Annotated in this window: 21 protein-coding genes and 1 pseudogene; 17 read left to right on the top strand and 5 right to left on the bottom strand. The window is 41.5% G+C overall.

Annotated elements, in window-relative coordinates:
• The first annotated feature begins 16 nt into the window (after positions 1-16).
• The 3 genes from fliS to AC25Y5_RS15740 all read left to right on the top strand — a co-directional run bounded on the left by fliS (position 17) and on the right by AC25Y5_RS15740 (position 2381).
• Entirely contained in the window at positions 17-418 is a 402-nt protein-coding gene (gene fliS, locus AC25Y5_RS15750) for a flagellar export chaperone FliS (protein ID WP_482100165.1), read from the top strand.
• Positions 415-768 carry a flagellar protein FliT gene (gene fliT / locus AC25Y5_RS15745; RefSeq protein WP_488141124.1) on the top strand — a complete coding sequence of 118 codons (354 nt, stop codon included), beginning with the start codon at positions 415-417 and terminating at the stop codon, positions 766-768. Before fliS ends, fliT begins: the two co-directional genes overlap by 4 nt.
• 143 nt (positions 769-911) lie before the next feature.
• On the top strand, positions 912-2381 hold the full coding sequence (locus tag AC25Y5_RS15740; RefSeq protein ID WP_488141123.1) for a methyl-accepting chemotaxis protein: 1470 nt from the start codon (positions 912-914) through the stop codon (positions 2379-2381).
• Between the two features lie 26 nt (positions 2382-2407).
• Here the strand turns inward: AC25Y5_RS15740 and AC25Y5_RS15735 are convergent, their stop codons facing one another.
• Positions 2408-3019, bottom strand: a complete 612-nt coding sequence (locus AC25Y5_RS15735; RefSeq protein WP_488141122.1) for a zinc dependent phospholipase C family protein — start codon at positions 3017-3019, stop codon at positions 2408-2410.
• 366 nt (positions 3020-3385) lie between these two features.
• Between AC25Y5_RS15735 and AC25Y5_RS15730 the strand changes: the two genes are divergently transcribed.
• From AC25Y5_RS15730 to cccB, 6 genes and pseudogenes are all read left to right on the top strand, one after another.
• Positions 3386-3673: a PilZ domain-containing protein gene (locus tag AC25Y5_RS15730; RefSeq protein ID WP_488141121.1), complete on the top strand. Its 288-nt coding sequence runs from the start codon at positions 3386-3388 to the stop codon at positions 3671-3673.
• A gap of 145 nt (positions 3674-3818) precedes the next feature.
• Positions 3819-4382: a ribosome hibernation-promoting factor, HPF/YfiA family gene (gene hpf, locus AC25Y5_RS15725; protein WP_482100169.1), complete on the top strand. Its 564-nt coding sequence runs from the start codon at positions 3819-3821 to the stop codon at positions 4380-4382.
• Positions 4383-4498: 116 nt separating this feature from the next.
• Positions 4499-5672 (top strand): annotated as a pseudogene (locus AC25Y5_RS15720) (amidohydrolase).
• An 856-nt stretch (positions 5673-6528) separates the two neighbouring features.
• The gene (gene secA / locus AC25Y5_RS15715; RefSeq protein ID WP_488141120.1) at positions 6529-9036 is read left to right on the top strand and encodes a preprotein translocase subunit SecA; all 2508 of its coding nucleotides are present in this window, start codon (positions 6529-6531) and stop codon (positions 9034-9036) included.
• A 39-nt stretch (positions 9037-9075) separates the two neighbouring features.
• Positions 9076-10177 (top strand): peptide chain release factor 2 gene (gene prfB / locus AC25Y5_RS15710; protein ID WP_482100597.1). Its coding sequence is split into 2 segments (ribosomal slippage): positions 9076-9147 and positions 9149-10177, totalling 1101 coding nucleotides; the frame shifts between segments, so codons are not numbered across the junction.
• A 256-nt stretch (positions 10178-10433) separates the two neighbouring features.
• Positions 10434-10778: a cytochrome c551 gene (cccB, locus tag AC25Y5_RS15705; protein ID WP_488141119.1), complete on the top strand. Its 345-nt coding sequence runs from the start codon at positions 10434-10436 to the stop codon at positions 10776-10778.
• A 72-nt stretch (positions 10779-10850) separates the two neighbouring features.
• Here cccB and AC25Y5_RS15700 read toward each other — a convergent pair whose 3' ends face one another.
• Positions 10851-11060, bottom strand: coding sequence for a hypothetical protein (locus AC25Y5_RS15700; protein ID WP_488141118.1), 210 nt, complete (start codon positions 11058-11060; stop codon positions 10851-10853).
• Positions 11061-11887: 827 nt separating this feature from the next.
• Here AC25Y5_RS15700 and ftsE point away from each other — a divergent pair.
• The 8 genes from ftsE to AC25Y5_RS15660 all read left to right on the top strand — a co-directional run bounded on the left by ftsE (position 11888) and on the right by AC25Y5_RS15660 (position 19344).
• Positions 11888-12571, top strand: a complete 684-nt coding sequence (gene ftsE, locus AC25Y5_RS15695) for a cell division ATP-binding protein FtsE (RefSeq protein ID WP_482103756.1) — start codon at positions 11888-11890, stop codon at positions 12569-12571.
• Positions 12561-13445: a permease-like cell division protein FtsX gene (gene ftsX, locus AC25Y5_RS15690; RefSeq protein WP_482103757.1), complete on the top strand. Its 885-nt coding sequence runs from the start codon at positions 12561-12563 to the stop codon at positions 13443-13445. The genes ftsE and ftsX overlap by 11 nt, the downstream gene beginning before the upstream one ends.
• Positions 13446-13481: 36 nt before the next feature.
• Positions 13482-14834, top strand: coding sequence for a murein hydrolase activator EnvC family protein (locus AC25Y5_RS15685; RefSeq protein WP_488141117.1), 1353 nt, complete (start codon positions 13482-13484; stop codon positions 14832-14834).
• Between the two features lie 124 nt (positions 14835-14958).
• Complete coding sequence (locus tag AC25Y5_RS15680; RefSeq protein WP_488141116.1) at positions 14959-15615, top strand: hypothetical protein; 657 nt, start codon at positions 14959-14961, stop codon at positions 15613-15615.
• Complete coding sequence (locus tag AC25Y5_RS15675; RefSeq protein ID WP_488141115.1) at positions 15612-16193, top strand: peroxiredoxin family protein; 582 nt, start codon at positions 15612-15614, stop codon at positions 16191-16193. The genes AC25Y5_RS15680 and AC25Y5_RS15675 overlap by 4 nt, the downstream gene beginning before the upstream one ends.
• 90 nt (positions 16194-16283) lie before the next feature.
• The gene (locus AC25Y5_RS15670) at positions 16284-17714 is read left to right on the top strand and encodes a S41 family peptidase (protein ID WP_488141114.1); all 1431 of its coding nucleotides are present in this window, start codon (positions 16284-16286) and stop codon (positions 17712-17714) included.
• Between the two features lie 149 nt (positions 17715-17863).
• Positions 17864-19057 (top strand): PDZ domain-containing protein, encoded by a 1194-nt coding sequence (locus AC25Y5_RS15665; RefSeq protein WP_488141113.1) that lies wholly within the window; start codon positions 17864-17866, stop codon positions 19055-19057.
• Between the two features lie 35 nt (positions 19058-19092).
• Positions 19093-19344 (top strand): CsbA family protein, encoded by a 252-nt coding sequence (locus tag AC25Y5_RS15660; RefSeq protein ID WP_488141112.1) that lies wholly within the window; start codon positions 19093-19095, stop codon positions 19342-19344.
• A gap of 245 nt (positions 19345-19589) precedes the next feature.
• On the opposite strand, the gene AC25Y5_RS15655 is transcribed toward AC25Y5_RS15660, so the two are convergent.
• The 3 genes from AC25Y5_RS15655 to AC25Y5_RS15645 all read right to left on the bottom strand — a co-directional run bounded on the left by AC25Y5_RS15655 (position 19590) and on the right by AC25Y5_RS15645 (position 21560).
• Positions 19590-20117 (bottom strand): SMI1/KNR4 family protein, encoded by a 528-nt coding sequence (locus tag AC25Y5_RS15655; RefSeq protein WP_488141111.1) that lies wholly within the window; start codon positions 20115-20117, stop codon positions 19590-19592.
• Positions 20118-20249: 132 nt separating this feature from the next.
• Positions 20250-20564 carry a DUF3888 domain-containing protein gene (locus AC25Y5_RS15650; protein WP_488141110.1) on the bottom strand — a complete coding sequence of 105 codons (315 nt, stop codon included), beginning with the start codon at positions 20562-20564 and terminating at the stop codon, positions 20250-20252.
• Between the two features lie 351 nt (positions 20565-20915).
• Positions 20916-21560: an alpha/beta hydrolase gene (locus AC25Y5_RS15645; protein ID WP_488141109.1), complete on the bottom strand. Its 645-nt coding sequence runs from the start codon at positions 21558-21560 to the stop codon at positions 20916-20918.
• Positions 21561-21596: the final 36 nt, after the last annotated feature.

The raw sequence follows: 21596 nt of genomic DNA, 5'->3' as shown, positions 1-21596 counted from the left end.
AGGAGACCGAATATAAATGGCTATCAACAATCCCTATGCAACTTACCAAAACAATACAGTCAACACGTCAACTCCTGGAGAACTGACGCTTATGCTTTACAATGGCTGTCTGAAATTCATTTTGCAGGCGAAAAGAGCGATGAATGACAACAACATTGAAGAGAAAAACAAGTCTATCCAAAAAGCGCAGGCAATCATTTCTGAATTGATGCTGACGCTCGATACAACGTACCCTGTTGCTCAAAATATGCTGGTTCTTTATGAATTTGCAAACAGCAGACTGGTGGATGGTAATATACAAAACGACAGTGCTCTGTTCGATGAAGCCTCTGCCATTATTACGGAGTTTCGCGATACGTGGAAGCAGGTTATTCAGATTAACCGCCAGAAACAATACGCGAATGTAGAAGAAATATGATTCGCCCTGCACTAATCGCTTGGCGTGAGGTGACCGAACAGTTACTAGAATTGACAAAAGCAACGACAGAAGACACGCGAGACGAAACGATTGCACGAATCGAAGCACTTCTCGATGATCGCGATAAACTGCAAACGCAGATCGTTGGCCCGTTCACACCTGAAGAAGAAGCGTTCGGTAAAGTACTTGTCGCAACTGAAACAGTCGTTCAGCAAAAACTGGCCTCCTTTTCGAAATTAATACGGATGGACATTACTGAAGCACAAGCAAAAAAAGATACGATGAAAAACTACGTCAATCCCTACAGCAATGTAACGCGTGACGGAACGTTTTACGATACAAAGCAATAATTGGATGCCCGGAAAAAGGATATTATTCTTTTCGGGCTTTTATTAATTCAATGATTAATTAGTGAATTCAACCCATATGAATGACCATTCATTAATGATACATTTTACATAGAGTATCAATTCACAACAGGGGGAATAATACAATGAATATTACGGAGTTGAAGCAGCAAGATTGGCTTCGGAAAAACCAAATTATGATGATTGGATTCGCTCTGGCCGCGGGACTTGGATTGCTTGCTCAGATTATACAGCAATCGCCTCTAGCCATTCAGCTGTCTGTAGCCATTCCTTTTGTATTTGCAATTTTATTTTATTTTATTAGCAAAAAAATGGAGCTGTTTTCACGAATACTTCCTTATTTATTAATCATACTGAATTTTGCCGTAGCCATGGGTGTCATCTTTTTCTCTGAAGCTAACCTAGGGACCATTGGAATCATTATTCTAATTATGGTAATTGGGTCAATCCATGGCAAGATGATGATTATGGCGTTTGGTTTTGTTTTAAGTTTCATCGCCATGATCACGAATAATCTCTTGTTTACTGCACCTGAACTCGTTGAAGGAAGTGGCACGAATCTTTTACTCCTTCATTTCCTAACGGGGCTTGTTTTGTTCCTGCTTGTTCGTCAAAATGGGCGGTTGTTTACACATGTGGAAGAGCTTGTCGAATTGACGGAAATCAAAGTACGCGAAGAAGAGGCACTTGCCGCAAAGCTTGACGGAGCAGTCGAGAAGATTACCGGGAACTTGTCGCATCTTCGTTCAAATGCGGAGACAACTGCAACGTCTCAGCAAGAAATGCTTATTGCTGTCAATGAAGTGAGCGTCGGTAGTCAACAGCAAGCGGACCACATTTCAGAAATTGCAGAAAATGCGGAACGCACATATGAATCTGTTCAAGGTATAGCGGTAGGCCTTGGTCAAGTTGTGATTCAAGCGAACGAGGCAGGCAAAAAAGCGGAAGACGGCACAGTAAAAATATCCAAGTTAAAAGATAGTATTGATTCATTCTCCACATTTTTTACGGACCTCAACGAAACCTTTAATGTACTTTCTAGGAAAATTGAGGAGACGAATGCGTTCGCAAGTTCCATTAAGGGGATAACCGAACAGACGAATTTGCTTGCACTGAATGCATCAATTGAAGCTGCTCGGGCGGGGGAACATGGTAAAGGGTTTGCGGTCGTCGCTGATGAAATTCGGAAATTAGCCGGCCTCACGAGAGAGACATTAACTAAAATTGACAGCAACTTGGCTGAAGTGAATAGCTACAATGAACTTGCGGTTGAAAAACTTGCAGATGGCTTGGACCAAGTGACGTTGCAAACGGCAGTCGCGGACCAATCCAGCGCGTCATTTACGGATCTGTTTGAGACAATGACCACGCTACAAAATGTATTATCATCTTTCATCCAAGACTTCAGCGAGATAACGACTGATAGCGAATTAATTCAGGAGCGTACGATGGATTTCGCGGCCATTGTCGAGCAAAGTACAGCTGCAGTCGAAGAGTTGTATGCAACGTTAACCGAACTGACGGAAGAGCAAACACAAATTGCACTATATATTAATGAAACACATGAGGAAGCGGTCCTGATCAGAAACACATGACGCGTCGTCCCTTTAAAGCGGGTATTTTAGTCAGTAAATATAGGTTTTATATTCATTAACCCCTTATCAACGGATGTCTCGATATAGCCAACTATCTGATCAAACGTAAATACATTAAGTTTTTCATGGATCACTTCCTTATCGTATTCCATATCGCCTATTACATAAGGAATGAATTCTTCAACTTCTCTAAACGTAACTTCTTGCAAATCAATGGTTGCAGTAGAATCACCTAAAATTATTCTCAATTCATCGGTAAAACCATAGTGTTCCAGTAACTTTCCATTCAGTAATCGGAAATCATTATGGTATAAGTCAGCCATGTCTTTATTTACTTCCATTCTGTTTTTCAACCATGGGAGATAAAAACCTTTCAGCCATAGATCATCAGCGATTAAATGTGTAAAATAGCCCAATATATAATGACTTGCTACTTGCGAACTGTATTTCTGTAAAAATCCTTCATAATCAATGTTTCTTGAATAGTCCTGTACTTCACCTTTAAAGAAATGTGATAAGGCTTTAGGGGAAACAGCATCTGGAGCAAGACCTCCAAGTAAAAATGGAGTTCTATCCACTATTGAAAGTGATTCTGCAATTCGATTAGCAATAATCAAATGCATTATTCTTGAACCCATAAATTCCTCACCTTTCTATAAATATTTTACATACCAATGATTGATTGATACCATTAATCTATTATTTTGTTAATTCTTAAAATATACTTTATCATAGGGAGTATCAAATGAGAACGGGCTCTTTTAACAGAGTCATATAATAGGGCCTTTACAAAGAGCTGTTGGATAGTTCAATTATTTTTAGGCAAAATAAATACTAGAGCTAGAAATCTCCGAAGGAACATGCTTGTCTGCTATCAATAGAAGAAACTAATCGCAGTGCGATGGAACGGTGTGTGGAACATGCTTTATAAACGGACTGAATATTTTAGGTAGACATTTGGGAAACCGCTTGAAGCTGAAACGCGGATTGTTGTTAATAATGGTGTGGACAGGGAATCGAGCCCTGGAGACTGTAAACTTATCGATATCAGTCCGGGCGGTGCAAAGAACTTTTCCTATTTCGATATCCCACTCGATGGGACTCAGCCTGTGCGTTTGCATCTCAAATTTAAGTTGCATGAAAAAATGATTGATTTGCTAGGCGTAATTGTCTGGAAGAAGCCATATAGTGATGGGTATATGTACGGCTACGATTTCGACGAAAATGCTGTGCTTGAAAAATTAATTGTGGAAGAGCTAAAACTTCGTCGGAAATCTGAAATCGACTCGTGAAGCGCTTTCATGGTTAAATATCAGACGTTTTTGCATCTTTTCGTCACAAATCGACATTAATTTAAAATTCAAAATGTTTTTAGAAGGGTTTTATGGGGAACATGTAGAAGAGTACTATATCGGTTTAAATAAAGGAGGAGTTCATATGTTTGATTTTAATATCCGCGGTGAAAATCTTGAGGTAACTCCAGCAATTCGTGAACACGTCGAAAAGAAATTGCAAAAACTAGAAAGATATTTTACTGATGGCCCGAATGCTACAGCTAATGTAAACATGAAAGTGTACAACGATAAGCAAACAAAAGTGGAAGTAACAATTCCAATGAAGAACTTGACTCTTCGTGCTGAAGAGCGTCATAACGATCTATATGCAGCCATCGATTTAATTGTAGACAAACTCGAGCGTCAAATACGCAAATTTAAAACAAAAGTGAACCGTAAATTCCGTGAACGCGAAGGCGTTGCTGCTTTCTTCGCTTCCGTCAATAAAAGTGAGGAAAAAAATGGAGATACAGTTGAAGAAGATCAGGAATTCCCGATCGTTCGTACAAAGAATTTCGATTTGAAACCAATGGACCAAGAAGAAGCGATTCTGCAAATGAATATGTTAGGTCACAATTTCTTCATCTTCACTGATGCAGATTCAGATGGCACAAATATAGTCTATAAACGCAGTGACGGAAAATATGGTGTTATTGAGACAAGCTAATCAAAAATGAGAGAGACCTTCAAGTAGCACCGTTACTTGAAGGTCTTATTTTCATTGTAAAGATTTTTTTCACTGTTTTGTTGATCAATTTCAACTAAAAAGGAGTGCATTCTCTCGTGAAAGAACGCTTGATGAAAATGCTGGAAGAACGAAGTGATGAAATGATTTCGATTCGTCGTACCCTTCATGAAAACCCAGAATTGTCATTTCAGGAAGAACAAACCGCTCAGTATATTATCGATTTCTACGCCGGAAAGGATGTAGAGATTCAAACAAATGTCGGCAACGGTTATGGAATAATTGTCACTATTAAAGGAGCGAAACCTGGGAAAACAATCGCTTTACGTGCAGACTTTGACGCACTTCCTATCGAAGAAGAAACGGATGTGCCTTTCAAATCCAAAAATCCAGGCGTCATGCATGCATGTGGACATGATGGACATACGGCTTATTTACTCGTTTTAGCTGACTGTTTGATCCAATTGAAGGATGAACTTTCTGGAACGATTAAAATTATTCATCAACACGCAGAAGAAACGCCTCCAGGAGGAGCAAAAAGTATTGTTGAGTCAGGCGTGTTAGACGATGTAGATGCCGTATTCGGGGATCACTTATTTCCAACGCATCCCGCCGGTGTTGTAGGATACCGAAGTGGGTTAGCTATGGCAGGTCGTAATTACTTTAAACTAGTGATTAAAGGTGTAGGTGGTCATGGTTCTTCTCCGCATATGGCAAAAGATCCAATTATCGCAGGGGCTCACTTTGTAATAACTCATTATTAGTCGTCGTATAAATCCCTTCGATATGGGTGTAATCACGATTGGTTCATTTGATGGAAAAGGTACTTTTAATATCATAAAAGACAGTGTCGTGCTTGAAGGCGATGTACGTTACATGGCAAGTGAAACGCAAGCGCTGATTGAAAAGGAAATTCGCCATATCGTAAAAGGGCTTGAGCTAGAGTATGGCGTTACATGCGAGCTAGACTATGTCACAGACTATCCGCCACTTTATAATGATCCGGGTGTTGTGCAAGAAATAGTAGAGATATTACAACTATCTAAGGAAGAAGAAATAAAAGAAGTCTTAGAATTTCAACAGTTCTCGGGTTCCGAAGATTTTGCTTACTATACAAAAAAGTTCCCAGGCGCATTCCTCTTTATAGGAAGTGCACCAAAAGGAGTAGAAGAACCATACTTCAATCATCATCCGAAATGGGATATCGACGAAGACGCATTATTGGTAGCAGCAAAAGCGATAGCGGAAATAGTGTGTGAATATAGTAGGTAATTGCGGAGACTATCTTGAAGAAGAGAAGAAACTCTTCAGGATAGTCTTCCTATTTTGTTTTTCTATTATGTGAGTTGGTTGTAGATCGCTGGCGCTTTGGGGATGCCTTTCGCCATGAGCCTTGGATTAGCGCTTCGCATCCAGTCTCATGGCTTCGGCGACCCCTTTGCCGCGCCTGCGCTGGAGTGTACATTATCGATAGAGATTTAATTCAGAGTGTACATTTTAGATCGCTTGGCGCTTTGGGGATGCCTCTTGCCCTGAGCCAGGATTAACGCTTCGCATCCAGTCTCATGGCTTCGGCTACCCCTTGTCGCGCTTGCGCTGGAGTTTCCCATTATTGAAAGTAATTCAAAGAGGTGTGCACTGAGATTATAATGTGATTACTATTTGATACTAATTTCATTGAAGTAAGAAGCATCGAGGCCACTGAAAAAGTTCTTTATTATAGTAAGAACTAGTTGATTGTAGTGGAGAGCGGCGACTCCAGCGGGAACAGCTAGGAAGAGAAAGAAGTTCACTCTTCCCTGGCTGAAGACCCCGCAGGAACGCAGTGACGAGGAGGCTGAAGCCGTGCCCGCGGAAAGCGTCCGCTCGGAACGGAAATCAACGGGATTGAAGGAAATCGGACTTTTCCAGTGCCCTCGGAGGCATCCACAAAGCGCAAAGCGATACTAGTAGGAATTCTTATTCATTCCACGTATTCTGAAAGGCATTCCCATGCGATTACTCACAACGTTACCGTGGGAAATATCCAACTCTCCGCACTAAAAAAGAGTTGTTTTAGGTAGACCATTTGCACCGTGCAATTCTCAGTGTTAAAATAAAGGGTGAACCTAATGAGGATGTGACCTGAATGCTTGGCGTATTGAATAAAATGTTTGATATGAACAAACGAGATTTGAAAAGGCTCGACAAAATTGCGGACAAGGTTGAAGCGCTCGCAACTCAGATGGAGCAGCTAACAGATTCAGACCTGACAGCAAAAACGGTGGAATTCAAAGAACGGTTTATAGCCGGAGAAACGCTCGACGACCTCCAGGCAGAAGCATTTGCAGTCGTACGAGAGGCATCGCGACGTGTCCTTGGCATGTATCCATTCCGCGTGCAAATCATTGGAGCTGCTGCTTTACATGAAGGTAATATTGCAGAGATGAAAACCGGTGAAGGGAAGACATTGACGTCGACTCTAGCGGTTTATTTGAATACGCTTGCTGGTAATGGCGTACATGTTGTAACAGTCAACGAATACTTAGCAAGCCGTGACGCAACAGATATGGGACTGCTCTATGAGTTTCTAGGTCTATCTGTTGGATTAAACTTAAATAGTTTATCAAAAGAAGAGAAACGGGAAGCGTACAGTGCAGATATTACGTACACGACGAACAACGAACTCGGATTTGACTATTTGCGTGACAACATGGTGCTTTACAGTGAACATAGAGTACAACGTCCGCTATTCTACGCGGTTATCGATGAGGTTGACTCCATTTTAATTGACGAAGCCCGTACACCGCTTATCATTTCGGGACAAGCCGCCAAAGCGGCCGAGTTATACCGTTTAGCAAATATGTTTACGAAATCGCTCAAAAAAGAGGAAGATTATTCATATGATGAGTCAACGAAAGGTGTCGTACTGACAGAAAGTGGAATCGAGAAATCGGAAGCCGCGTTCAGTATCGAAAACCTATTCGATTTGGAACATACGACACTCAACCATGCGATTAACCAATCGTTGAAAGCGCAAGCGAGTATGCATATCGATGTCGATTATGTTGTCCAGGAAGGCGAAGTCGTCATCGTTGACTCATTCACAGGACGCCTTATGAAAGGGCGCCGCTACAGTGATGGACTTCACCAGGCAATCGAAGCAAAAGAAGGCCTAGAAGTGCAAAACGAAACAATGACTCTCGCAACAATTACATTCCAGAACTACTTCCGGATGTACGATAAGCTTTCCGGTATGACGGGTACAGCGAAAACGGAAGAAGAGGAATTCCGCAATATTTACAACATGAACGTCATTGCAATTCCAACGAACCGTCCGCTTGTCCGTGATGACCGCGCAGATTTAATCTACGCGTCGATGGAAGGCAAGTACAAAGCAGTCGCTCAAGACATTAAAGAGCGTCATGAAAAAGGGCAGCCTGTCCTTGTCGGTACGGTAGCGATCGAAACGTCCGAAATCATTTCGAGCCACTTGACGAAATACGGTGTGAAGCATAATGTATTAAATGCTAAAAACCATAGCCGAGAAGCCGAAATCATTTTGGAAGCAGGTCATAAAGGCGCTGTTACAATCGCGACAAACATGGCAGGTCGGGGAACGGACATTAAATTGGAAACAGGCGTGCAAGAACTTGGCGGTCTGGCAGTTCTCGGTACCGAGCGACATGAATCACGCCGAATTGACAATCAGCTCCGTGGACGTTCTGGACGTCAGGGAGATCCTGGTATCACACAGTTCTATTTATCGCTTGAAGATGAATTAATGCGTCGCTTCGGCTCCGATCAGATGAAATCGATGATGACAAAACTTGGTATGGACGACGAGACGCCAATTCAATCGAAAATGGTATCGCGTTCGGTTGAAGCTGCACAGAAACGGGTAGAGGGGAATAACTTCGATGCACGGAAACGATTGCTTCAGTATGATGATGTGCTACGTCTTCAACGTGAAATCATCTACAAAGAACGTAATGAAGTTCTGGAGTCTGCAAACATCCGTGAAGTATTAGAAAAAATGTTGTCAAATGTCATCGGCAATGCAGTGGCAATTCATACGACAGAAGAAAAACAAGAAGATTGGAACTTAAAGGGGCTCGAAGATTTCCTAGGTGCCAACTTGCTTCCTGATGGCCGTGTGACAGTTGTTAGTATGCAAGAGAAATCCGTTGAAGAATTGACGGCATTCATTCATGAGGCGGTCATTGAGCGTTATGATGAAAAAGAAGTGGAAATGTCGGAAGAGCGCATGCGCGAATTCGAAAAAGTTGTCCTGCTTCGTGCCATTGATTCGAAATGGACCGATCATATCGATGCAATGGACCAATTACGTCACGGTATCCATTTACGCGCCTATGGACAATCCGATCCGCTCCGTGAGTATCAGTCGGAAGGGTTTGCAATGTTCGAGGAAATGGTCGCTTCAATCGAAAATGATTCAGCGAAATACGTAATGAAGGCAGAAATTCGCGACAACCTTGAGCGTGAGGAAGTAGTGAAAGCGCAAGCCGTTAATCCGAAAGAGGATGGCGAGCAAGTACGCAAGAAACCAGTACGACGTGCGGTTAACATCGGACGCAACGATTCATGCCCATGCGGCAGTGGAAAAAAGTACAAAAACTGCCACGGCAAAGCGTAAGCTACCTAGCAACTCAAAATTCAGGAGGAAACTATTATGATGGAATTATCCGATGTACGCAACGAGCTCGACAAATCAGCTAAGAAATTAGCGGACTTTAGGGGGTCTCTTTGACTTAGAAAACAAAGAGGCACGAATCCAAGAGTTAGATGAAGCAATGCTGGAGCCCGGTTTCTGGGATAGCCAGGAAGCTGCACAAAAAGTAATTTCCGAATCAAACGCGTTGAAAGACGTTGTCGGCGAGTATACAGAGTTAACAGATGAACAGGAAAACCTTGAAATGACACAAGAACTCTTGCGTGAAGAAAACGATGCAGAGATGCAAGAAGATCTTGTGGCTGAGTTGAAAGAATTCAAGAAAAAATTGGATGCTTTTGAATTGCAAATGCTTCTGAGCGATGAATTCGATAGTAACAATGCAGTGCTTGAACTCCATTCGGGGGCGGGTGGTACGGAATCCCAAGACTGGGCATCCATGCTGCTGCGCATGTACACACGCTGGGCTGAGCATCGCGGCTTTAAAGTCGAGACACTCGACTACCAAGCAGGGGATGAAGCCGGCGTGAAATCCGTAACGCTATCGATTAAAGGCCATAATGCATATGGTTATTTAAAAGCGGAAAAAGGCGTTCACCGTCTCGTTCGGATTTCTCCGTTTGACTCATCAGGCCGTCGCCATACGTCATTCTCTTCTATAGAAGTAATGCCGGAGTTCGAAGGCGATGTAGACATTGACCTTAAAATGGAAGACGTCAAAATCGACACGTACCGTTCAAGCGGTGCGGGTGGTCAGCACGTCAATACGACAGATTCTGCTGTCCGTATGACACATATACCAACAGGTGCAATCGTTACATGCCAAACCGAACGTTCGCAAATTAAAAACCGTGATCGTGCAATCAATTTATTGAAAGCGAAGATTTACCAGATCCGGGTCGAAGAAGAAGAAGCGCGTCTTCTTGAAATACGGGGAGATCAAAAAGAAATTGGTTGGGGAAGTCAGATTCGTTCATACGTTTTCCATCCGTATTCCATGGTGAAAGATCACCGTACGAGTGCAGAAACAGGAAACGTAAGTGCAGTCATGGACGGCGAAATCGATTTGTTCATCAATGCCTTTTTAAGGTCACGTATTTCGTAATTGAATGGAAGGAAATGAAGTGCACTTCGGTGCGCTTTTTTTGAGCAAACAGGTTTTGAAGCATTCAATTATGTGTATAGTAAAAGATATAGACAGGAATTGCTGTTTGTTTGCCTGTCGTCGACGAAAAAAGACGGAAAATGCGGTAATTGTCATCGTTTTGTAAGTATCGGTAAGCCGTCAGGTGATTCAAACGTATTTTATTTTGGTATACTGTGGTATGAAGTATAACAATTAACAGATGGAGGTAAGAAAAATGAAAAACAAGTTTTTAGCAGTTATGTTCGGAGCTGCACTTGTCCTCGGCGCATGTGGCGGCGGCGACGATAAAGCAGACGAAGCAGACACAGGTACGGATACAGGTAGTGAAACAGCTTCAGTAGATGCAGAAGCAGTGGTTAGTACAAGCTGTATCACATGTCACGGAGGTAACCTCGAAGGTGTTGGAGGCGCACCTGCACTTAGTGACGTAGGTTCACGTTTGTCCGAATCTGAAATCAAAGACGTAATCATTAACGGTCAAGGCGGAATGCCAGGCGGACTTATTAAAGATGAAGCAGAAATCGACGCAGTTTCTAAATGGCTTGCAGCGAAAAAATAAGGTTATAAATTAAATCGTTGTCAGGGTTTTTCCTGACAGCGGTTTTTTTGTGCTTGAGTAGGAGTTCATGATTCAATGTCGAATTCCTAACACATCTGTTGAATAACCAGGAAGAACCAGTATATAACTTGAGTACACACTGGGACCTTCTTGTAAAATTACTTTTGGTTCGCTTTGAATCGAACAAACTACTATATCATTATCGAAATGTTTTAATAGGCAGGGATGCGACAAAGTCGCATCCCTGCCTATTTTTTCGGTAATCGTATGGCGCTTGTTCATCCGACGCTCTCCAAATACAATAGTACAAGAAGTATCGTCGCTTTTCGGGACGAAAGAATAGCTCGATTCTAATCTAGAGAGTAGCGGCCAAAGATACAATTTTGGCCTCTCATGCCTTCTGCTATAGTTTCTCTATTATATTATTAGAAAGTATCAATCTCTTAAAAGGCTAGCAGAGAATGGTAATATACAGCGTGCAAGAGTGCCCGAAATTGCATCTTCGGGCACTTACACACTCTATAGAAAACCATCTATTCTTTTCTTTCAAAGCAGCTGCAATTTTCACTTGAAGATTGTAGGTACGCGACAGGCGATTAATCACAACAGGATTAGCGAAAAATGTGTTTCTGGAAGTGACTAAGTCACTTCTAGAAACAGATGCCCCCCCCGGTAAAACGGTCGTGATTAATTCGCCGAAAGCGAACCGAAAATAGTCCAGTGAAAACAGCGACCGACAAACCCTTCTCGCCAGCCTGTTATGCAATTGAATGGATAATCAACACGCGAATTACAACACACAACTACATTCAAAATCACCCCAACCACATACTTCTGTAACAATGCGTATACATATACAGCAATAGACAAAAACAAACGTTACACAATTGACTTTAAAGGAGGAATTACCCCCGTAAAGATCGAATAGTACAAATAAGTTAGTTACTCTGTCACATTTTACGGCTATGTCATTAGTAATAAGTAAGAACATTACCGACATAGTTTTCAAGTCTCAAATGAAACACAACTGTAATGTTTATAGAGTCGAATCATGCTATAATTGGGCTATTGGAAAAAAAGCGAGATATTAATAATCAGGTGGTTTTAGAATGATTGTGATGAAAAATGTCTACAAAAAGTACCCGAATGGCGTCGTTGCAGCAAATGGCATAAACATTGAAATCGATCCGGGAGAGTTTGTGTATGTGGTCGGTCCAAGTGGAGCCGGTAAGTCAACGTTCATTAAAATGATGTACCGTGAAGAAGCACCTACTAGCGGAGACATTATCATCAATGGTATAAACCTTGCCACACTTCGCAATAAACGTATTCCCCATTTACGCAGGCAGATTGGTGTCGTTTTTCAAGACTTCAAATTATTACCTAAACTGAATGTTTACGAGAATGTGGCATTTGCACTCGAAGTTATCGAAGAATCCCCCGAATCAATCCGGAAAAAAGTGAATGATGTCCTTGGGCTTGTCGGACTCACGCAAAAAGCGCGGATGTTTCCGAATGAATTGTCAGGTGGGGAAGAACAACGTGTTTCCATCGCAAGGTCAATCGTCAATGTACCTAAGGTTGTCATTGCAGACGAACCGACAGGAAATTTAGACCCTGAAACATCATGGGAGATCATGAGGATCTTCGAACAGATTAATGCTCGTGGAACGACGATTGTCATGGCCACCCATAATAGGGAGATTGTAAATGCGATAAAACACCGCGTTATTGCTATTGAAGGCGGACTCATTACCCGTGATGAATACGGAGGTGAGTACTATGAAGGCTAGAACTTTCGGTCGGCATGTGCGCGAAAGTTTCAAAAGCATTCGCCGTAATAGCTGGATGACATTTGCATCAGTCAGTGCCGTCACTGTTACTCTTCTACTCGTTGGCGTATTCATCGTTATCATGATGAACTTAAATCAATTGGCTGACAATATTGAAAATGACGTTGAAATTAAAGTCGTTGCAGATCCTGCAGCAGACGAGAAAGCAATTAAAGAGTTGGAACAAAAAGTACGCTCGACAGCTGGAATCCTCGAAGTCGTCTATTCTTCGCGCGACCAGGAATTGAACAAGATGATTAAATCATTCGGCGATGAGCTTAGCTTATATAAACAAAGTAACCCTCTCGGCGATGCTTTGTATGTAAAAGCAAAGGATCCGCAGAAGACTGCGACCATTGCTAAAAAAATCGATACATATGACTACACGTATGAGGTCATATACGGTGAAGAAAAGGTTGAAAAGCTTTTCAATGTACTGAACACAAGCCGCAATATCGGCCTCGTATTAATATTGGCTCTTTTATTCACGGCGATGTTCCTCATCTCGAATACAATCCGTATCACGATTGTGGCAAGAAAAAGAGAAATTGAAATCATGAAATTAGTTGGAGCGACGAACAACTTTGTACGTATTCCGTTTGTTTTGGAAGGGATTTGGCTTGGTATTTTAGGTGCTCTTGCTCCGATGGTTATCATTTCTATATCCTATTACAAACTTTATGAACATTGGGAACCGAGACTGCAAGGAGAACTCTTCCAATTGCTGAATACAACGCCTTTCATTTACCAGTTAAATGGACTTATTCTTTTCATGGGTATTTTCATTGGCATCTGGGGCAGTTTCATGTCTGTTCGTAAATTCCTTAACGTCTGAACCATATATAGAGAGTTTGAAAGGGGAACTGAGAAATTGAGTAAATACAGAAAGTTGCTTTCTAGTGCATTTGCGATTGTTTTCTTGTCAACCGTTATTAGTGGAGCGAGCGTTACAGCAAACCCATTGGATGACATGAAAGAAGAACAGAAACAACTAGACCAGAAGAAAAACGAATTGAATACGGGCATCAATGAAAAAAATTCCGAAATAAAAACGAAGAAAACAACGATCGAAAATATAACGGATCAAATTTTGGAATTGAATGCGAAAATAGAAGAGTCAAATCAAAAAATTAACAGTGTCGTCACTGAGATAAACAAAACGACAGATGAAATCGACGCATTGCGCGTTTCCATCGCTGACCTTGAAAAGAAAATTGAAGAACGTGATGTAGTATTGCGTGACCGCGTACGCGCGATGCAAGTGAAGGGCGGACAAGTCAACTATCTTGACGTTCTCCTCGGTGCAAACAGCTTTGCAGATTTCATCGACCGTTTTTCCGCTGTTACATCATTGATGGATGCAGACCGTAATATTATGGAACAACAAGCGAATGATATTGCACAGCTTGAAGAAGAAAAAGCACTTGTCGAATCAAAGCTTGCGGAACAAGTAGCGAGTAAAGAAAAACTTCAAGCGTTGAAGGACTCACTTCTGGCGCAAAAGAGTAGCAAGGATAAGTTGATTGATCAATTGGAAGCCGAACAAAAGAAATTGGCTAACGAAAAGAGTCAGCTTGAATCTGATTTAGATGAAACATATAAAGTGAGTGAAGAGCTTGCAAGTAAGATTTCAGCTGAGCAAAATCGTCTCGTTGAAATTGCTCGCAAACTTGAAAATGAACGTAAAGCAAAAGTAAAAGCAGAAGCAGAAGCGGCAGCTGCAGCGGCAGCAAAAGCAAAAGCGAATACAAGTAATAGCACAAGTAAAAGTAGTGCAAGCACATCTTCTTATCTTCCACCCGTATCAAACGGTACTTGGACGAAACCTGCTTCCGGAACGTACACATCATCATTCGGATGGAGAACACATCCAATCTACGGTACGCAAAAACAGCATCGTGGAGCTGATATTGCAAATAGTGTAGGAACTTCTATTGTGGCTGCAGGAGACGGTATTGTTAGTCACGCAGGTCCAATGGGCACATACGGAAATGTCGTTATGATTACGCATTCCGTCAATGGTCAAATTTTCACAACAGTCTACGCTCATTTATCTAGCATTGGCGTAGGCGCTGGTTCACAAGTTTCCAAAGGTCAATTCATTGGCGGTATGGGGTCTACAGGTGCATCAACCGGATCTCACTTGCATTTCGAAATGCATGTCGGAAATTGGTCAGCCTATGGACCAAGTGCCGTGAATCCGTTACGTTACGTTTCTTTCTAATCAATTGTGTCCGCCTAGAATCTTAGGCGGACTTTTTTTGTCTATTTTCAATTCGATAGATAGCTTTCATACCGGTTTTTATATACCATTGTAGTATTAATATAGTCGAAGGAGTATTGCGCGGATGCCAATTACTACATATTTCACCCTGGGTGGCCTGAGTATGCCGTCGTCTTGGATTGCCCTCATTGCAGCATTTGTTTTCGCATATACTCTAATTCGGGTTCGTTTTGGGAAAGTCCATGCAGGTCACATCGGGGATGCATTCTTTTACTTAGTAATTGTTTGGAAGTTAAGTCTATTCATTACTGATTTCGATTCGATTCTGCGTTCTCCCCTCGCGTTTGTTTATTTCCATGGAGGGATTGTTGGCTTTTACTTAGGTCTCTTCTTTATTTTAGGAAAGATTTTATGGGACATGAAAAAGGGTCGGTTGGATGTAGATGGAATTCGAGCGCTCTTTACTGGTGCTGTCTTAATTCAAGGCGTATTTCAAGTGATGATGGTCTTTTTGAATGAAGGTGCGCTCATTGTGCAAGTGATGACGGTTGCTATTTTTGTGCTATTTACTCTATTTTTCTGGATTACTAGCAAAAAAGCGGAAAATTGGTCGTTTCAACTTATCCTATTGTTCATGGCGGTTCACGTTTTCGTAGCTGCCATCCAACCGACGGGACTTTTTGAGACACCGCTCGGTTCTACATTACTCATTGGTGTCTGCTTTACGGTACTGTTTTTGCAGAAAAGCCGTATAAAAGGTAAATTGGAGGATCAGACATGAATAAAAAAACGTTAGGTATACTAATCGCCACGCTCCTTATTGGCACATTGGTTATCATTATGGTGAAGTCAAATACGAATACTGTAAAACCGATTACCAATCATCTGATTGATGAAAATGGCAATTCAACGGATGCATTGCCTGGTTTGAAAAAGGGTCAAACTCCACCTGACTTTGACCTTGCCACGCCTTCTGGAGAGACTATCAAGCTATCCGATTATAAGGGAAAAAAAGTGATTTTAAATTTCTGGGCATCTTGGTGTGGGCCATGTAAAGCAGAAATGCCACATATGCAAAATTACTACGAGAAAAACAAGGAATCCGACAATGTTGAAATCATTGCGGTCAATATGACGACGGAAGAAAGGCGTGGCATGAAGGGCGTTGAAGAATTCATCAAAAGTTACGGTTTGACGTTCCCAATTCCGCTAGATAGCGAGGGTACCGTTTCGGATGCCTATCAAGTCGCCATCATTCCAACGACCTATATCATCGGGACTGACGGGAAAATTAGTCAAAGAGTCGTCGGACCGATGGATGAAAAGATATTGGAAACAATTATAGAGAATTCAGATTAAAGTTACCGGTTTTCTGCTGTCGTAATGTTCCTTTTCCATTCATATAGTGGACAAAGGAGGGGACATTGCAATATGCGGAGAAGCCGGTTTTTGCTATTCTTGATTCTGGCCGCTTTGGCGACGGTCGTCTTTCTTCTGTTAGACGGATGTGCAGGAGAAGGAAGTGGGAAAATAGAGGAAGGGGCCATTAGTGCATCATTTCCAGTAATTGACGAAGCATTTGACGTGATCAAAGAGAAAGGCGTTTACCCTGTGGATAAGGACAGGTTGGTTGAGGGTGCACTTCGCGGAATGGCGGATGTCATCGGAGATCCGTATTCATCGTATCTGACGCAGGAAGAGGCAGCTGCCCATAAGGAGTCACTCGCAGGGGAACGTATCGGAATTGGTGCTGAAATTACACGTTCAAATGGAAAATTTATCATCGTTGCACCTGTTAAAGGTTCACCATCAGAAAAAGCTGGATTGCGGCCATATGACGAAATTGTCCGCATTGATGGCAAGCGCATCGATGGAGAATCACTACAAGACGTTGTACAGCGCATACGGGGTAAGAAAGGGACAGCGGTTTCCCTGACAATCTTCAGACCAGATTTGGATAAACATCTTGAACTGACCGTCATGCGAGACAGCATTTCCGTGAAAACTGTAGCAACTGAAGTGCTTGAAGAGCGCGGACAGAAGATCGGTTACATATCGATTACGATGTTTGGCAATGAAAGCCCGAAAGAATGGCTGGATGCAACAAATAAGCTGATTAGTGACGGAGCGGGGTCGCTGATTATCGATGTGCGCGGGAATCCGGGTGGATATCTCCATGCTGTCGGCAGTATCATAGACAGTTTAGTGGAAGATGATACAATTTTCGCCTATATGGAAGATGCAGCTGGAAACCTAGAGCCATTAGCGACCGAAAACTCAGAGAAATTGGCTTATGATGAAAAACTGAAAAAGATACCCGTTGTATTGCTGCAAGACAAAGGCAGTGCTTCCGCGAGTGAAGTGTTGAGTGCCGCTTTGAGAGATTTAAAAAGAGGTTACATCATCGGTGCAACGAGTTTTGGAAAAGGGACAGTTCAAGAAACGATGGATTTGTCGAATGGCGGGGAAATGAAGTTGTCTACGCATAAATGGCTGACGCCGAAAAAGAAGTGGATTCATGCTAAAGGTGTAACAGCGCAACTCGAAGTTGTTCAAAGTGAATTATTTAGTGAGCACATCCGACTCGTAACAGAAATTTACACAGAAGGTGACTACCACGATGATGTAGCTTATGCTCAGAAGTTGTTGACAGGACTAGGTTATAGCGTGGCCCGGACAGATGGATTCTATGACGAATCAACATCACGCGCTGTTCGTGCATTTCGCGACAATGCCAAAGTGGAAGTGGTGTCTACCATGGATCGACTATTTTTCTCGAAACTGAAAGATAAAGTGGAAGCATTCAGAACTGAACGGAAAAATGACGAACAACTGCAAATGGCAATTGGCTATATACACCACAAAATGTTGACGAAGTAACAACGAGCTCCCGACGCAAGCCGTCGGGAGTTTTTTTGATCTATATAGAATGTACTGCTTCAGCTATAAGCGAAATCTCCCATTTTATGAAAATTCCATTCGCAATCACATTGGATACCAAACTTTTGGTACAATGAGAGAATGAAGTTGTGTCAGATTGGATGGTGACGGATTTGTCTAAGGAAATGATGTTGAACATAGTAGAGGTGCTAGGGCTATTTTTCCTAAATCCATTATTTATAGCTGCGCTTTTTACAGCAGTCGCTGTCGGGTATTTCCGTGTTAAGAAGGAGCGCCGGAATTTCAAAGTTCGTTTATTACCAGGTTTAACCGAATTGAAAAAGCTATTAGCCGAATCGTGGCCTTATGCGCTCGTTTTGTCTGTTTTGATATCCGGAGTAGGATTGTCAGTGGATTCGGGTTGGTTGGTGTTGTTTTCAGCAGCCGCGCTCGTTGGCTTGCTTTCTTTCTATTACAAAATCACTTCACCTATTTATTTTACAGCAGTGGCTTTCTTCGCCCTGTATTTCATGGAAAAGTATATGGCGGATTTCACTTTTAGAGGTTGGTCTCCGGGACAAGCAGACCTGCTAGGTGACCTCGCTGTAACGATTCCGGTTATTGCCGGTTTATTATTAATTGTAGAAGGACAACTCATAAGTCGTCATTCGGTCCGCTATGCGTCACCGTTCTTGATGCATACGAACCGTGGACTTCGGGCCGCTGCCTTCAAGGCGAAGCGGCTGTGGCTGTTGCCAGTTGTCTTTCTCGTTCCGGGAGATATGATTACGTCCGTTGTCCCTTATTGGCCGCAGTTTACACTAGGAGGAAATGCATTCAGTTTCGTTCCTGTGCCAGTAATCATTGGGTTTTCACAAGTAGCGCGTACATTGTATCCGGATGTTTTATATCCTAAAATTGGCCGTGCCGTCGTTTGGACAGGCACAGCGGTTATCATTATAGGACTCGCTGCACTGTGGTTGCCCATGCTCGGTTGGTTGTCTCTACTAATCGGAGTCGTTTGCCGGGCTAGCATCTCCATACATGCTTACCTTGGGGAACGTAGAGGCGGATTTGCAGTAGCTCCTCGTCCCGCAGGTGTCGTCGTAGCAGGCGTCGTACCGGGTTCACCGGGTGAAAAAATGGGTCTGTTGCCCGGAGAATGTATCCGAACTGTAAACGGACTGCGGGTTAGCAATGAAAAAGAACTATATGATGCAATCCAGCTCAACGCTGCACATTGTCGGTTGCAAGTGATTGACCGCAATGGAGAAGTACGGCTTATGCAGCAGGTTGTCTACCGGCACGACCATCACCGACTTGGACTTCTCGTCGTTCGGTAATCGGGTGCGAGGCCACTCGGAAAGGGATGTGTAAAATGGATTCACTTGAAACTAAACTGATGCTCGCCTTATTTCTACCGGGACTTCTTGTTATATTATTTACCCGCGTGACTTTTCATCACATTGTGGGGTTGATTTTGACGGTTGCTTTGATTGCCGCATCGGTCTACGCGGGTTACACGCACAACTGGTTGCTTTACGTGGCAGACGCGCTGTCACTCACTGTCGGGTTTTGGTACGCAACACGAATGGTGAAGATTGCAAGACAACACCAAGAAGAGGATTGAATCGTGAAACCGCTCGCTTGTATAGAAGCGGTTTTCTTGTGGAATGAAATAGAGGGAATGCGGTTAATCATGGGTGGCTACGATCCCGAGCAAAATACTGATAATAGGAAATTGGAAAGCGATTAGAGCATGGAAAAGCAAATAGGTAATAAAAATGCACATAAAAAATGAACCGGGAAATGTATCTCCGAGCTCATATGTTTTATTCTTCAGTTTTTACTAAAGCACCCGTTAGTTGAAGTAGATTACTCTGTCTTATTTTTACTATTCCAACTTGTCTTAAGTTGCGATGGGGTTAATAGTGGTCGATAAAATAATATTTTCAAAAATTCTTTAAAAGTAGGTGAAACGATTGTTTTAGAGTAAACTATCCCCTCTTCAGGATAATTTTCATAAAAATACACTACTGGTGGATTTTCTGTACAATGTGTATAATCAAGTGCAAAACAAGAATGAGGATAAGTTTCCCAAGCAAGTAATACAATGCTTTCAGGAAGTGAATATTCTTTTATATCATTGCAAAAGGAGAATATCCCCTCTCCTGGATTTTCAAAATCAATTCCTGCCATTTCCGGCATGTTGTATTCATCAAAACCTTCATTATCCACATAATAATAGCATAATGTACCTCCATTACTTTCTTTAAGTAATGAAGTATATTCTTCGGGAAACCTTATTCCCAACATTTTCTCTGCTTTTAGTATTACTTCAGCAATAACAGGTGGTTCCTTTTCATCCCAAAAACTCTCTCCATTATAAAAAAATTTAGACATATCTAAATTCCTCTCAACTATAGTAAGCATTTCACAATATTCATACTTAGCTTCTTACACTAAAGCACTCCGTTAGTTGAAGAAGGATACTTAGGGAAGTATCTGCTTATATGTACATTCCCTAATATATGATTATCTTATTGGATTCCTACACTCTTTTGTATAATCTTCATTCTCGGCTAATTTTCTTACTTTTACATCCTTAATAACCCAGTCTATTCTAGATTTGTTCTCAACCTTTAAAGTAAACAAATGATATGGAGGCATTATTGCTCTTTCATACGTTAAGAATTGATACGTTATTTCGTATCTATACTCCATATCTGGATTCGTCTTGACCTCAATGAATTTACAAAAAAAGGATAACTTACCGTTTCCAAAATGTTCCTTAATTGCTTTTGATTCTAACGGTGATAAAAATGTATAGATTATATCTTCAAGTGTCATTTCATATCGTGTACTCTCTGTCTCAGCTTGTGTGGGTAAAATAATAAAGATAATAAGACAGGAAATAAGGCAGGTAATCACAAGGGTTTTTCTCAAATCAATACCTACTTTCTTTTATCGTACTTTGCAGGTATTTTGCTCCAATTAATTGCTTTTATTCTTTTTGTAACTTGTTCCTCACACAGTTAGTGCAAGAAGAAATTCGAACGCTAGACGACCTTGTTAACGCCATGCATCTTACGTTAACATAACGCCAGTTCACGGAAATAGTTACCTCCATTACGCAATAAGAAAAGCTGCCCATGAAAGGCAGCCTTTTCTTAAACTAAAGCACTCGTTAGTTCACAAGGGTTATTCTATTAAGAATTGGTTTAATCTTTTCATTACTGCTTCTAAGGTTGTGATAGACATTACCGTATTAAATGGTTCAATATCTAAAGAGTGATTAGTATAGGGTAATTTTTGAATTTTTATATTTGTTTTATTTTGAATTTCTTCGACCCTGCCATGAATAAAATGAGTGTCTTTTTCCCCTATAACAATGAGGGCTGAGTGATTACAGTTCAATAATGATTCAATAATTGAATCTAACTTTAATAAGGGTGTTAGCAAAACCATTTTGGAATTCATATACATATCACTTTTCATAAGTCCATTGATAATAGGAATTGTACCAAGTGATTTTCCTAAAAACATAGTTTCTTGGTATTGATGATTTTCAAGCACTTTAGCAATGATGGGATTAACGTCATTAATCATAATCTTTGTGATATCTTCCACAGGAAGTTTTAATATATTCTGTTCGTAAGAGTAATGAATATGGACTACATCATATTGATTCTGAAGCATCGTCATTGTTGAATAATAAAATAAAGGCTTCTCATAAGTGTATCCCACCCCAGAAAACATAAAACAAACAACTGAACTTCCGTTTTCAATATGTGTGTATTGAATTTCTTTTTTATCAATAGGTATTGTTCTTAAATTAACTTTCAAATTAATTCCCCCTCAGAGTTCTCAATTTATATCAAT

This window comes from Sporosarcina sp. Y1011 (assembly GCF_057669885.1).
This window is presented reverse-complemented; position numbering and strand designations above follow the sequence as displayed.

Coding starts and splice junctions, on each gene's coding strand:
- fliS (WP_482100165.1), top strand. CDS start 17: ATGGCTATCAACAATCCCTATGCAACTTACCAAAACAATACAGTCAAC.
- fliT (WP_488141124.1), top strand. CDS start 415: ATGATTCGCCCTGCACTAATCGCTTGGCGTGAGGTGACCGAACAGTTA.
- AC25Y5_RS15740 (WP_488141123.1), top strand. CDS start 912: ATGAATATTACGGAGTTGAAGCAGCAAGATTGGCTTCGGAAAAACCAA.
- AC25Y5_RS15735 (WP_488141122.1), bottom strand. CDS start 3,019: ATGGGTTCAAGAATAATGCATTTGATTATTGCTAATCGAATTGCAGAA.
- hpf (WP_482100169.1), top strand. CDS start 3,819: ATGTTTGATTTTAATATCCGCGGTGAAAATCTTGAGGTAACTCCAGCA.
- secA (WP_488141120.1), top strand. CDS start 6,529: ATGCTTGGCGTATTGAATAAAATGTTTGATATGAACAAACGAGATTTG.
- cccB (WP_488141119.1), top strand. CDS start 10,434: ATGAAAAACAAGTTTTTAGCAGTTATGTTCGGAGCTGCACTTGTCCTC.
- AC25Y5_RS15700 (WP_488141118.1), bottom strand. CDS start 11,060: ATGAACAAGCGCCATACGATTACCGAAAAAATAGGCAGGGATGCGACT.
- ftsE (WP_482103756.1), top strand. CDS start 11,888: ATGATTGTGATGAAAAATGTCTACAAAAAGTACCCGAATGGCGTCGTT.
- ftsX (WP_482103757.1), top strand. CDS start 12,561: ATGAAGGCTAGAACTTTCGGTCGGCATGTGCGCGAAAGTTTCAAAAGC.
- AC25Y5_RS15680 (WP_488141116.1), top strand. CDS start 14,959: ATGCCAATTACTACATATTTCACCCTGGGTGGCCTGAGTATGCCGTCG.
- AC25Y5_RS15675 (WP_488141115.1), top strand. CDS start 15,612: ATGAATAAAAAAACGTTAGGTATACTAATCGCCACGCTCCTTATTGGC.
- AC25Y5_RS15660 (WP_488141112.1), top strand. CDS start 19,093: ATGGATTCACTTGAAACTAAACTGATGCTCGCCTTATTTCTACCGGGA.
- AC25Y5_RS15655 (WP_488141111.1), bottom strand. CDS start 20,117: ATGTCTAAATTTTTTTATAATGGAGAGAGTTTTTGGGATGAAAAGGAA.
- AC25Y5_RS15650 (WP_488141110.1), bottom strand. CDS start 20,564: ATGACACTTGAAGATATAATCTATACATTTTTATCACCGTTAGAATCA.